The organism is Streptomyces sp. NPDC003691 (assembly GCF_053981115.1).
Window position 1 is genome coordinate 96,602 of the sequence record NZ_JBSFNQ010000001.1, and the last position, 12,310, is coordinate 108,911.

The window sequence follows — 12,310 nt, forward strand, 5'->3', positions numbered from 1 at the left end:
GTACGGACAGGGCGGGCGCGGGCCCGTGGTCCGACCGCCGGGAGGCCGTACGGCGCCGCGGGGCCCCGGGCTCCGGTCAGCTCGCGCGCCGCCGTCTCAGCCAGCGGCGTGCCGCCTTCGGGGCGGGGAAGTGGACGCGTTCCTCGCGGGTGGTGCGGTCCAGTTCCTCCATCAGCCGCCGGGTGCGGTGCTCGGGGTCCAGTTCGGCGAGGACCCGGTCGATCTCGGCGAGCAGCGCGCCGTGCAACTGCCAGTGGCGGGGGTGGCTCCGTACGCCCGTGAGCAGCAGCTCGGCGACCCGTTCGCGGGCGACGGCGGCCGCGTCCAGGTTCGCGGAGAGTTCCCGTTCGGCGGCGGCCGCGTTCTCGCTGACCTGGGCGGTGACCAGGTCGGCGAAGCCCACGAGGGCTTGGGCGACATGGCGGAGGAGCTGCTCCAGGGCCCGTCCGGTCACCGGTGGGAAGAGTTCCTCGCCACGGCGTTCCCGGGCGAGGTCGGTCATCGTGCGGGCGAGGACCCGCAGCACCACCGCGCAGATCTCCAGGGTGTCCAGACCGGTGCGGAGGACGACCCGGCTGAGCGGGCCCTCCTTCACCCTCGGGTTGAGCTTCAGGCTGTCCTCCGCCTGGCGCAGGGCGGCGTCCACACCGGCGATGTCGTCGTCGAGCCGCCGGGCCTCGCGGAGGCGGGCCGCGGCGGTCTCCACGGATGCGGGGGCGGTCAGCTCCCGGCCGATGTCGAGGAGGAGGGTCCGCATCCGGCGGGAGAGGTCGTCGATGGACTCGCCCGCCGTGTCGACCCAGACGGGCGGGACGAAGACGACGTTGAACAGCAGCCCGACGACCGCGCCGATGAGGGTTTCCAGCACCCGGTCCCAGGCGGTGTCGGCCACCCGGGTGACGCCGAGAACGAGCATGGCGCTGATGGCGACCTCGGGGACGAACTCGCTGACCCGGACCATGTGTCCGACGATCAGCGAGGCCAGGATGATCATGGCGAGGCTCCACCAGCTCAGCCCGACCAGCAGGCTGAATCCGCTGGCGATCAGGACGCCCGCGATGACGGCGTTCACCCTGCGGATGCCGGTGGTGAGGGTGGAGTAGAGGGTGACCTGGACGACGAGCAGTGCGGTCAGGGGCGCGGTGAGGGGCGCGGGCTCGCTGCTGAGCCAGAGGGCGACGACATAGGCGATGGTGGCGGCCGCGGTGGAGCGGAGCGCCTGGACGACGACGGGGTCGCGGTAGAGGGCGTGGACGGCGTCCGTCAGGGCCGCCACCGGGCCGCGGGACGCCCGGCGCCCCTCAGCCACAGCCGCGGACCCGGCCGCGCACCCGGCCGCGGAACCAGCCGGGGAGCAGGCCGGGGAACGGGCCGGGGCGGAAGCGACGACGCATGCCTGTGGATGTGCCCGCTGGACCCGGTTCCCGCACGGCACGACCAGGAATTCTGTCCGTTTTATTCAGATTTCATAGGAAGCTACGAGAGTCCGGAACCGAGCGGGTCCCGGGTGCCGGGACGGGGCGCCGGGAGGAGAGTGGGACGAGCCGCGCGGCCCGTGACCCCGGAAACGGCCGAAACCCGGGAACCCCGAGACCCCGAGAGCCGGAAATACGGCCCGCGCGCCGGACGGAGCGGCGGGAGCGGGCCGGAGGAGGAGCGTATGGACCCCGTGGAGGCCCTGGACCGGATCGCGTTCCTGCTGGAGCGCGCCCGGGCGGACACGTACCGCGTCAAGGCGTTCCGTACCGCCGCGGTCGTCCTCGCCCGGATGGACCCGGCGGAGCGGGCCGCCCGGACCCGCACCCGGCGCGCCCTGGAGGCGGTCAAGGGCATCGGCCCGAAGAGCGCGACGGTGGTCCTGGAAGCGCTGGCCGGTGACGTACCGGAGTATCTGCGGACCCTGGAGGACGAGGCGGCGGCCGCGCCGCTCGCCGAGGGCGGCGCGGAGCTGCGGGCCCTGCTCCGCGGTGACTGCCATCTGCATTCGGACTGGTCGGACGGCGGCAGTCCGATCGGGGACATGGGCCGGACGGCGATCGCGCTCGGGCACGACTGGGCGGTCCTCACCGACCACTCCCCCACGCTCACGGTCGCCCGGGGGCTGACCGCCGAACGGCTGCGGGAGCAGCTCGCGGTGGTGGCGGAGCTGAACGAGCGCTGGGCGCCGTTCCGGCTGCTGACCGGTATCGAGTGCGACATCCTCCCCGACGGGAGTCTCGACCAGGACCCCGGCCTGCTCGCGGAACTCGATGTCGTCGTCGCCTCCGTCCACTCCGAACTGCGGATGGACCGGGCCCGGATGACCCGCCGGATGCTGCGGGCCGTGGAGAATCCACTGGTCGATGTGCTCGGGCACTGTACGGGACGGATGCTGATCGAACGCCGGCACATGCGCGGCGGCCGCCGGACGACCAGCGGGACCCGCCCGGAGTCGGCGTTCGACGCGGCCGGGGTCTTCGCGGCCTGCGCGGCCGCCGGGACCGCCGTCGAGATCAACAGCCGCCCCGAGCGGCTCGACCCGCCGATGCGGCTGCTCGCCCTCGCGGTGGAGGCCGGGGTCCACTTCGCGATCGACACGGACGCGCATGCGCCGGGCCAGCTCGACTGGCAGATCATCGGCTGCGACCGGGCGGAGCGGGCGGGGGTGCCGGCGGAGCGCGTGATCAACACCTGGGGCGCGGCGGAGTTGCTGGCGTGGACGGCGGGGTAGCCGCGACCGGGGGCGGGGCGCGGCCGGACCCGGCCCCTCCGGCAACAGGGCTTGTCCCTCCCCCAACAGGAGGCTTTACGGTCGCGAGCCATGAAGATCGTTGTTCATGACACCGCCATCGCGCTGCTCGACCTGCTGGGGCGTCCCCCGGCGGAACGGCCGGGCGCCCTGCGGGAGCTGCTCGACCCGCTGCGCGATGCCCTCGCCGTCGCCGGGGACCCGGACCTGGTCGCCATGCACCGCTCGGGCGGCGGATTTCCCCTCGACCACGACGACCCGCGCTGTGCCGCCGCCGTGGAGGAGATGGTGGCGGCCGGTGTGTGGGGCCGGGTCGAGGAGCGGCTGACGGCCGCCCGCGATCGGCTGGGCGCCGCGCTGCCCGGAGCCAGGACCGCGGACACCGTTCATGTCGTCATCGTGCCGGGCGATCCGGACGACGAGCTGCTGACGGTCCGCAGCGCGGGCTACTTCGGGCTGGGCGGCTTCCCGGGCGCCGTCCTGCTGACGGTCCGGCCCACCGGGACCTCCCTGGCGGCGATCGGTCACGCCGCCGCTCACGAACTCCATCACAACGTGCGGTACGCCAATGTGTTCTGGAACCCCGGGACGGTCACGGCCGGCGAGCGCGTGGTGGCCGAGGGGCTGGCGGAGGCGTTCGTCCGGGAGTTGGCGGGCGAGGCCGCCCCTGGGCCGCGGGCGCCCCGGCTCACCGGGCCGGAACCGGACCAGGCGCACCGCCGGGTGCCCGAGGCGGTCGATACGGCGGGGACGGCGAATCCGCCCCCGTATGTCTTCGGCGACCACACCGCGCAGCGGCTGGGGTACGAGCCCGTGGGGCTGCCCGGCCCCGCCGGGTACGCGGCTGGACTGCGGATCGTCGACGCCCATCTGGCGGCCACCGGTCTGACCGCCGCCGAGAGCACCGTCCTGCCCGTCGGCGAGATCCTCGCGAACGCGGCTGCGGCGAGCCGTGCATGACGGGGCTTCCGATGGGCGGTGCCCTGGCGAACCGTACGCGGGAGACTGGTCCGGTGACCCATGGCCTCCCCGCACCGCGAGCGACCGGACCGGACCTGCTGACCGTGGGACGAGCGGCCGCGCTCGCCGGGGTGAGCGTGAAGACGCTGCACCACTGGGAGGCGGTCGGACTGGTGCGCCCGGGCGGCCGCAGCCGGGCGGGCTACCGGATCTACTCCGCCGACGACATCGCCCGGATCCACCGGGTGCTGGTCTACCGCGAGATCGGCTTCCCGCTGGCCGAGATAGGCCGGATCCTCGACGACCCGGACACCGGGGCCGACGACCATCTGCGCCGCCAGCGGTCCCTGCTCACCGAGCGCATCGCCGAGCTGGAGCGGATGGTCGACGGGGTCGACCGGCTGACGGCGGCGCGGCGCACGGGAATCACACTGACGCTGCGGGAGCAGGCCGAGATCTTCGGCACCGGATGGCGGATCTCGCAGGTGGAGGCGGCCGGGGAGTGCTGGGGCGACAGCCCGCAGTGGGCCCAGGCCACGGAGCGGGCGGCAGCCAGGTCGGCGGACGACTGGAGGGAGGTCACTGCGGCTTCCACGGCACTCGACGCCGATCTCGTGTCCGCGCTGCGCTCCGGCGTCTCCCCCGGCTCGGCGGCGGCGAACACGCTGGCCGAACGGCACCGGGAGCTGATGTCCGGCTACTTCGACTGCACCCGTTCCATGCAGGTCTGTATCGCCCGGAAGTTCGTCTCCGAGCAGGGCTGGGCCGACCACTACGACGCCATGGCGCCGGGCCTGGCGTCCTGGCTCTGGGAGATCGTGGCGGCGAACGCGGCGGCCCACGGCATCGACCCGGACACGGCGGTCTGGGAGTAGCGCCGCCGCGGACCGCGGCCGCTCCCGACTGTTTACGGGCATCGCCGGGGGTACATCACCGGTCCCCGGCCGACACCCCGATCTTGTCGATCCGGTGCTCCGGATTGCCCAGCGCGTCCCGCCAGTGGTTGCCCGCGGCGTCGTCCTCCGGAGTGGCGCACGTCGAAATGGTGATCATGGCGCGGGTGGGTCGCTCTCCGGGGCGGCCGGGGACGGGGGCGCGCTGTTCGGCCAGTGAGCGGGCCGAACGGAAGGACGTCGTCCTGGTCCCGGTGATCTCGTAGCGGTAGGTGCGGCCCTCGTGGACGACGAGCACCTCGTCGCCCGCGGTGAGCGCCGGAAGGTCCCGCAGCGGGCCGCCCGCGGCGAGGCGGTGCGCGGTCACCAGGTAGTTCCCGGTCTGCCCGGGCCCCACGCCGCCGTGTTCGCCATAGGGGCTGGCGGCCACTCCGCGGTCCTGGATACGGGTGCCCGCGGCATCGTCGGTGGTGCCTTCGTACGGGACCACCGGGAGGTCCTTCACTCCGATGGCCGGAATGCTCAGGGCGGCCGGGACGGTGCGCGCCGGGTCCGCGGCCGCGGGGGCCGGGCCCGCGGCCACCAGAGCCACGGCGAGCAGGGCGGTGGTGAGGGCGGCGAGCACCCGGGAGACCGTACGGGGACGACGGAGGGTGCGTGCGGTACGCCGGGGATGCCGGGGATACGGATCGGCCATGGAGTTTCCGGATCGTCGGCCGGGGCGGGCGGGCCGCTCCCGGGAGCCGCGCCGCTCTCCGGCGGGGCCGGCCGCCGAGGGGCGGCGGGCCCGGGAGTCGCCGGGCGGCGCGGGGCCGTTCGTCCCAGCGTACGGCGGAGGGCTCGGGGCGGGCATCCGGGAGCGGGGATGCGGAACGGGCGGGCGCATGGTACGGCTCGGGCGGGCGGGTGACACGGGAGCGCGGGGCGGGCGCGGGTGGTCCGCGCGGAACGCCGCGGCGGGCGACACACCGTCAACAGGCGGCGCGGACCGGGCCGTTGCCGCCGGGGCTGCCGGGGCATGATCGTCTCGCGGTGTACGGGCCCGGCGGCGGAAACGGCAGCGGGCCCGGGGCGGTCCCCCGGGCCCGTACGAGCGGCGGCCGTCAGGCGTGCGGTACGACCGCGACCGGCGCGGTCGCGTGGTGCAGTACGGCATGGGCTACGGACCCGATACGGCCGCCGAAGGGCGCCCGCCGCATCCGGCGGCCGACCACCAGCAGGGCCGCGCCGCTCGCCGCCTCGACCAGGACGTCGGACGTCTTGCCGACGGTGGGGGCCTCGACGACCTCCACCCCGGGGTGTTCGGCCCGCCAGGGCGCCAAGACCTCGGTGAGCGCCGCCGCCTCCTGCTGGGCCAGTTCGGCGTCGAGGACCGGGTCCTGGGGGAGGCCGTAGGCGAAGTAGGGCGGGAGGGACCAGACGTGGACCACCCGCAGCGCGGCGCCCCGGCGGGCGGCGTCCTCGAAGGCGTACCGGAGGAGGGCGTCGTCGGGTTCATGGGCGTCGATGCCGAGCACCACCGGCCCGTCACCGCCCCGGTCGGCGTCGCCGTCGCCGTCGCCGCTGTCTTCGGGGGCCCGGACGAAGACGACCGGGCGGGTGGCCTCCGCCAGGACGGCCTGTCCGACGGAGCCGACGATGAAGCCGCCGAAGCCGCTGAGGCCCCGGGAGCCGAGGACCAGCAGCGAGGACTCCTCCGCGAGCCGGGCCAGCACCTCGCCGGGGCGGCCCGTCGACTGGTCGGCTGTCACGTCCAGTTCGGGGTGGCGCTCGCGCACCCCGGCCGCCGCCTCCACCGGGATCCGGCCGGACCAGTGGTCACGGCTCTCGTCGCCGAGGAAGGTGGCCCGGGCCAGCATCGGCACCGGCTCCCAGACGCTGACCAGTTTCAACGGCAGTCCGCGCAGCCCGGCTTCGCGGGCCGCCCACTCGGCGGCCGCCAGACTCTCCGGGGAGCCGTCGAGACCGACGGTGACCGCTCCGGTGCTGCCGGCGCTGGTGCTGGGCATGGATGCACACCTCCTGGTAAGGGCGGGATCGGCGGTGATCCCCTGCCCAGCATCTGCCTCCGTATCCGTCCGTGCGAGGGCCACAGGTCCCGGGAGCGGCGGCCCGGAGGTCCCCTCCTGCGGGCCGACCGGCCGCCCCGGGAGCCGCCGGGCGGTCAGCGGCGGTTCGCGGCGGTCCGGCCGCGCACGGCCGAACGGGTGAACCGATGCACGGGTCCGCGCGGCCGGGAGCGGGAAGCAGGAAGCCGGAGGCCGCAGGAGCCTGTCTCGCCGCCTTTCCGTGCGCGATCCCACCCGTCCGTCGAGCGCGCCACGGAACGGCCCCTGAAGACCCCATGGAAGGGCTTCTCGACGCCCTCTTCGGGACACCCCCGATCGGCCTTTGACGCGCCTCTCACCTGCGGTAACGTGAGGCCCGCCGAGCCGGTGCCCCGACCGGGGCCGGTGCCGTGCGGTGCGCCCGTGTCGCGTGCCCGTGTTGCCGGTCGCCGCGACCGTGCGCCGTACCCCGGCTCCGTACCGCCGCTCCGTAATCCGTAATCCGTAATCCGTACTCCGTACTCCGTCCGACGATCCGTTCGTGAGGCTTCGCCGTGCCCGAAACTCCCGCGCCCCGCGCCCTGAAGGACCTGCCGTACGCCCGCCATCTCACCCCGTACGACGGAGGACTGTCCGGCGGCGAGGAGGACGACCTCGACTGCGTCCTGCTGGACGGCGGGCGTTACGAGGAGTGCGACGCGCCCGCCCTGAAGCTGACCGAGTCCGCGCTCACCTCGGTGTCCTTCTCCGGCGGGCGGTTGCGGCGGGCCCGTCTCAACGATGTCTGGATGCACACCGTCCGGTTCGTCGGGACCGACCTGGCGGAGACGTCCTGGCTGGACACCGAGGTCGTCGCGGGTGTGCTGGCCGGTCTCGAAATGCACGGCTCGGCCCTTCGGCGGGTCGTCTTCCACCAGTGCAAGCTCGACTCGGTGAACCTGCGGGCCGCGACCCTGCGGGACGTGGTCTTCGCCGACTGCCTGCTGCGGGACGCCGACTTTGCCGGGGCCCGGCTGACCGGGGTGTCGTTCCCCGGTTCGACCGTGGAGGGCGGCCGGTTCGCCGGGGCCCGGCTGGCGGACGTGGACCTGCGCGGGGCGGCGGAACTGGACCTCGTGGACGGGGTGGAGTCCCTCCGGGGCGCCACCATCAGCACCCTCCAGCTCTTCGATCTGGCACCGCGGTTCGCGCAGACCCTGGGAGTCGCCGTACGCGACGACTGAACCGCGCCGGGGACCTCTCGCCCCCGGCGCGGCCCCCGTCAGTCCAGGCCGATCACCAGGGGCCCGCGGCCGGGGGTGTGGCCGTGGAGGATCCGCGGGGGGACGAGGGACCACGGGACCGCCAGCACCCGGCCCGGGACGGCGGGGCGCGCCGACCGGTGTTCCGCGACGGTGCGGCCGTCCTGACGGAGTGTCAGCCGGGGTGCGCGGTGGTACTCGTCGCTCCACAGCAGCAGCCTGCCGCGCGGCGGGGCCGGATCGCCGGGGCGCAGCAGGCCCGGGGCGGCCCAGCGGAACGGTGCCCCGGCGAGCAGCCGGATTCCGGGGGCCGGGTCGGCGAGGTCGGCGTTGGCGAGGCGGGCCGCGATCCGGTCGGCGACATGGCGGCCGTCGAGGGCGGCGGTGTCCGCCGTGGCCACGGGGTGCAGCAGGTTTCCGGCGGCGTAGACGCCGGGGCGGCTGGTGCGCAGGGCGGTGTCGACGAGGGGGCCGCGGGTGCCGGGGTCGAGGTCGAGTCCGCCGGCGCGGGCGAGTTCGTGGTCGGGGATCCAGTCGCCGGTGAGGACGACCGTGTCGCAGGCGACCGTGCGGCGGGCGCCGGTGTCGAGGTGTTCGATCTCGACGGCTTCGACGCGGGTGCGGCCGATGATCCGGGTCAGCCGGGTGCGGTGCGCGACCGGCGCTCCCAGCAGGGTGGTGGCGGCCAGGGCCAGTGCCGCGTTCCCCTCCGCGGGCCGGTGGGCGCTGAGCAGCAGGGCGACCCGGCAGCCCGCGCGGCGCAGGGTGAGCGCGGCGGACCAGCCGACGGGTTCGGCGCCGACGACGACCGCCAGGCGGCCGACGGACCGGCCCGGGTCCAGGTGGACGGCGTTCTGAAGGGAGCCGGTGGTGTGGACCCCGGCGGGCCGGTCACCGGGGACGAACCGGGCGGCGCGGGGCCGTTCCCGGGCGCCGGTGGCGAGGACGACGGCGCGCGGCTCGACCCGGAACCGGCCTTCGGGGCTGGTGACGTCGAGGGCGGGGCGCCCACCGGTGCCGGAGCCGTCCGCCCAGCCCGTGACGGTGGCCCGGGTCCTGACGACGGCTCCGGCGGCCCGGGCGGCGGCGGTGAGCCGGCGGGCGTAGGCGGGGCCGGTCAGCAGGGTGCGGAGATCCCGGATGCCGTATCCGGTGCGCCTGCTGTGGCGGGGGATGCCGCCGGGTTCGGCTTCGCGTTCGAGGACGAGGACTTCGCCGGGGACGCGGGGGGCGAGGGCCGCGGCGGCGGTCAGTCCGGCGGGGCCCGCGCCGACGACGAGGACGTCGGGGGTGAGGACGGCGGGTTTCCGGGGGCCGGACGCGGGGCGGGATGCGGGGGCGGGGCTGCTCACGGTCGGGGGGTCACCTCGGTGCGGGGTCGGTGGGGGGCCGGTGTGCGGTGCAGCGGCTCGTACAGCCGCCGCCCGTGGTGTGGCCGTCCAGCAGACGGGCCACGGCGGGGCCGCAGTGGAAGCCCTGGCAGCGGCCGTTCATGGCGCGGGTGCGGCGGCGCAGGCCGTCGGGGGTACGGGCGGGCAGCGGGGCGTGGCAGGCGTCGCGGACCTCGCCCGCGGTGACCCGCTCGCAGAAGCAGACGATCTCGCCGTACGCGGCGTCGGCGGCGATCCGTTCGCCGTCCTGGTAGGGGCGGATGCCGGTCTCGCCGAGGTAGGGCACGGACGGGGGCGCGGGGAGGCGGGGGCGTTCCCGGAGGTGCAGGCCGCTCGTGGCGAGCAGGTCCCGGACGTGTTCGGCGATGGCCATGCCCGCGGAGAGTCCGGTGGAGCGGATGCCGCCGACGAGGACGTAGCGCCGGTCCGGGTCTGCCTCGATCAGATAGTCCGGGTGGCCGGGGACGGAGGCGCGCAGTCCGGCGTAGGCGGCGGTGACCTCCTCGTCGAGGAGGCGCGGCAGGAGGCGGGCGCCCCGGGTCCGCAGGAAGGCGATGCCGTCCTCGGTGGTGCCGGTGGCGGTGCGGTCCGTGATGTCGTCGGCGGTCGGGCCGAGCAGGACGTTGCCGTACACCGTCGGGCAGACCAGGACCCCCTTGCCGACGGTGGTGGGGACGGGCAGCACGATGCGGTCGACGAGCGGGCGGGCGAGCTTGTCGAAGACGAGGAGTTCGCCGCGGCGGGGGGTGACGGTGAAGCGGTCGTGTCCGAAGAGGGTGTCGATCCGGTCGGCGGCGAGTCCGGCGGCGTTGACGGTCCAGCGGGCGCGGACCGGGCCGGCCGGGGTGCTGAGGACGGTGGTGCCGTCCTCGTCGCCGGTTCCGCCGGTTCCGCCGGGCCCGGGGGGTACGGCCGCGGTGACGGGGTGGTCGAGGAGGATCACGGCACCGCGGGCCAGGGCGTCGGTGGCGAGGGCGAGGGTGGTGGTCCAGGCGCAGACGACCGCCTCGTCGGGGACGGTGAGCCCGCCGAGGGCGCCGTCGCCGAGGGCGGGCACCAGCTCGTACACCGCCTCGGGGCCGACGAGTTCGGTGCGGTGGTAGCCGTTGGCCGCCGCCTTGGCCCGCAGGGCGGGCAGGGCGGCCAGTTCCTCCGGGGTCCAGGCGACCAGGAGGGCGCCGGTGCGTTCGACGGGGATTCCGGTGGCGCGGGCGTAGTCGGAGAGCAGGGTGTGGCCGCGGGCGACGAGCCGGGATTCGAGGGTGCCGGGGGTGGCGTCGAAGCCGGTGTGCAGGATGGCGGTATTGGCCTTGCTGGTGCCGTCGCCGAGGTCGGAGCGGGCCTCCAGCAGGACGACGGAGAGTTCGTGCCCGGCGAGTTCGCGGGCGATGGCGGTGCCGACGACACCGCCGCCGATCACGGCGACGTCATGGACCCGGGCGGTGGTGGGGCCGGGGCGGCGGGGCGGCGCCGTCACCGGCGCTCCCCCGCGCGCAGTGACGTTTCGGCGACCGCGGTCCAGGTAGCGCGGAACTCCGCGGCCCGGTCCGCGGACCACTCGGGTTCGTAGACGGCCGACGGTTTCCCGTCGCCGACGGCGTCCCGCAGGCTCAGCGACGTGTCGAGGGCCAGCCGGGCGAACGCCGCGGCGCCGAGCGGGGTGGCGTGCGGCGACGGATAGACCTCGACGGGGATCCCGGCCAGATCGGCCTGGGCCTGCATCAGGGTTCGGCTGCGGGTGAGTCCGCCGTCGGCGCGCAGCCGGGTGAGCGGTTCGCCGAGGTCGGCCGCCACCAGGTCGCACAAGCCGGCGACCTGCGCGGCGACCCCCTGGACGACGGCGAGGACCAGATGCCCCGGGCGGGTGGAGAGGGTCATCCCGGTGAAGGTCGCGGTGGCGTCGGGGCGCCACCAGGGGGCGGCGAGCCCGGCGAGCGCGGGGACGCAGAGGGTGCCGTCGGACTCGGGGGCGGCCATGGCGTCCAGATCGTCCGCGGAGCGGATGAAGCCGAGGTCGTGGAGCCAGCGGATCGCGGAGCCCGCCGTGTACACCTGGCCGTCGACGCAGTAGGGGGTACGGCCGCGGGCCCGCCAGGCGACCGAGGTGGTGAGGCCCGAGACGGAACGCACCGCGCGGGTACCGGTGTTGGCGAGGAGGAAGGCGCCGGTGCCGTAGGTGCACTTGGCCTCCCCCGCCGCCAGGCAGCCTTCGGCGAGCAGCGCGGCCTGCTGGTCCACGACGATTCCGGCGACGGGGAGCTCCGGGCCGAAGGCCCTGGTGGTGCCGATGATCTCGTCGCAGGCCGCTATCCGGGGCAGGGGTTCGTCCGCGAGGCCGAACAGTCCGGCGAGTTCGGGGTCCCAGTCGGCGCGGTCGAGGTCGAGGAGGAGGGAGCGGCTCGCGGTGGCGGCGTCGGTGACGAACTCTCCGGTGAGGTGGTGGAGCAGCCAGGTGTCGAGGGTGGTGACGACGCCTTCGGCCGTGAGACGGCGGCGTATCCAGGCCATTTTGGGCGCGGAGAAGTAGGGGTCGAGGACGAGGCCGGTACGGGCGGCGAGGAGTTCGGCGTGGTCGGCGAGCCGGGCGCACTCGGACTCGGCGCGCCGGTCCTGCCAGACGACGGCCGGGGTGAGCGGCTTCCCGGTGGCGGGGTCCCAGGCGAGGACCGTCTCGCCCTGGTTGGCCAGGGCGACGGCGTCGACCGGACGGCCCGCCCCGGCCAGGGCCCGGTGTCCGGCGTCGAGTACGGAGGCGAGTACGGCGGCGGGGTCCTGTTCGACCACTCCCCCGTCGCCGTAGTGGGGCCGGAGTCCGGCTTCGGCGAGGGCGAGCGGGGTGCCGTCGTGGTCGACGACGATCGCCTTGGTGCCGGAGGTGCCCTGGTCGACGGCGAGGACGACGGTCATCGGCGGGCCTCCCCTCGGGGGGGCGCGGAGCGCTCGGACGGGCGCCCCGGCCCGGCGGGCGCGGACCGCAGGGGGGCGCGCTCAGGGGGGTGGCTGGGCATGGGTGCTTTCCTTACGTTGCAGGCGGGTTGGTCTCGGTCAC

The 12,310-nt window shown here is 75.3% G+C and carries 10 protein-coding genes; 4 read left to right on the forward strand and 6 right to left on the reverse strand.

Annotated elements, in window-relative coordinates:
- Positions 1 to 76: 76 nt before the first annotated feature.
- Positions 77 to 1,309 carry an FUSC family protein gene (locus ACWDR0_RS00370; protein ID WP_456349325.1) on the reverse strand — a complete coding sequence of 411 codons (1,233 nt, stop codon included), beginning with the start codon at positions 1,307 to 1,309 and terminating at the stop codon, positions 77 to 79.
- Positions 1,310 to 1,660: 351 nt separating this feature from the next.
- Here ACWDR0_RS00370 and ACWDR0_RS00375 point away from each other — a divergent pair, with 351 nt between their 5' ends.
- The 3 genes from ACWDR0_RS00375 to ACWDR0_RS00385 all read left to right on the forward strand — a co-directional run bounded on the left by ACWDR0_RS00375 (position 1,661) and on the right by ACWDR0_RS00385 (position 4,563).
- The gene (locus ACWDR0_RS00375) at positions 1,661 to 2,710 is read left to right on the forward strand and encodes a PHP domain-containing protein (protein WP_456349326.1); all 1,050 of its coding nucleotides are present in this window, start codon (positions 1,661 to 1,663) and stop codon (positions 2,708 to 2,710) included.
- Positions 2,711 to 2,800: 90 nt separating this feature from the next.
- Positions 2,801 to 3,688, forward strand: a complete 888-nt coding sequence (locus ACWDR0_RS00380; protein WP_456349327.1) for a DUF2268 domain-containing protein — start codon at positions 2,801 to 2,803, stop codon at positions 3,686 to 3,688.
- Between the two features lie 53 nt (positions 3,689 to 3,741).
- On the forward strand, positions 3,742 to 4,563 hold the full coding sequence (locus tag ACWDR0_RS00385) for a MerR family transcriptional regulator (protein WP_456349328.1): 822 nt from the start codon (positions 3,742 to 3,744) through the stop codon (positions 4,561 to 4,563).
- Positions 4,564 to 4,618: 55 nt separating this feature from the next.
- On the opposite strand, the gene ACWDR0_RS00390 is transcribed toward ACWDR0_RS00385, so the two are convergent.
- Together ACWDR0_RS00390 and ACWDR0_RS00395 are read right to left on the reverse strand one after the other, a co-directional pair.
- On the reverse strand, positions 4,619 to 5,278 hold the full coding sequence (locus ACWDR0_RS00390) for a class E sortase (protein WP_456349329.1): 660 nt from the start codon (positions 5,276 to 5,278) through the stop codon (positions 4,619 to 4,621).
- Positions 5,279 to 5,684: 406 nt separating this feature from the next.
- Entirely contained in the window at positions 5,685 to 6,590 is a 906-nt protein-coding gene (locus tag ACWDR0_RS00395) for a universal stress protein (RefSeq protein ID WP_456349330.1), read from the reverse strand.
- 593 nt (positions 6,591 to 7,183) lie between these two features.
- Between ACWDR0_RS00395 and ACWDR0_RS00400 the strand changes: the two genes are divergently transcribed.
- Positions 7,184 to 7,852 (forward strand): pentapeptide repeat-containing protein, encoded by a 669-nt coding sequence (locus ACWDR0_RS00400; protein ID WP_456349331.1) that lies wholly within the window; start codon positions 7,184 to 7,186, stop codon positions 7,850 to 7,852.
- A gap of 38 nt (positions 7,853 to 7,890) precedes the next feature.
- On the opposite strand, the gene ACWDR0_RS00405 is transcribed toward ACWDR0_RS00400, so the two are convergent.
- Genes ACWDR0_RS00405 through ACWDR0_RS00415 form a run of 3 tightly spaced genes read right to left on the reverse strand, consistent with a single transcriptional unit; the run spans position 7,891 to position 12,168 of the window.
- The gene (locus ACWDR0_RS00405; protein ID WP_456349332.1) at positions 7,891 to 9,222 is read right to left on the reverse strand and encodes an NAD(P)/FAD-dependent oxidoreductase; all 1,332 of its coding nucleotides are present in this window, start codon (positions 9,220 to 9,222) and stop codon (positions 7,891 to 7,893) included.
- Between the two features lie 10 nt (positions 9,223 to 9,232).
- On the reverse strand, positions 9,233 to 10,738 hold the full coding sequence (locus ACWDR0_RS00410) for an FAD-dependent oxidoreductase (RefSeq protein WP_456349333.1): 1,506 nt from the start codon (positions 10,736 to 10,738) through the stop codon (positions 9,233 to 9,235).
- Positions 10,735 to 12,168, reverse strand: a complete 1,434-nt coding sequence (locus ACWDR0_RS00415) for an FGGY family carbohydrate kinase (protein WP_456349334.1) — start codon at positions 12,166 to 12,168, stop codon at positions 10,735 to 10,737. The genes ACWDR0_RS00410 and ACWDR0_RS00415 overlap by 4 nt, the downstream gene beginning before the upstream one ends.
- Between the last annotated feature and the right edge of the window lie 142 nt (positions 12,169 to 12,310).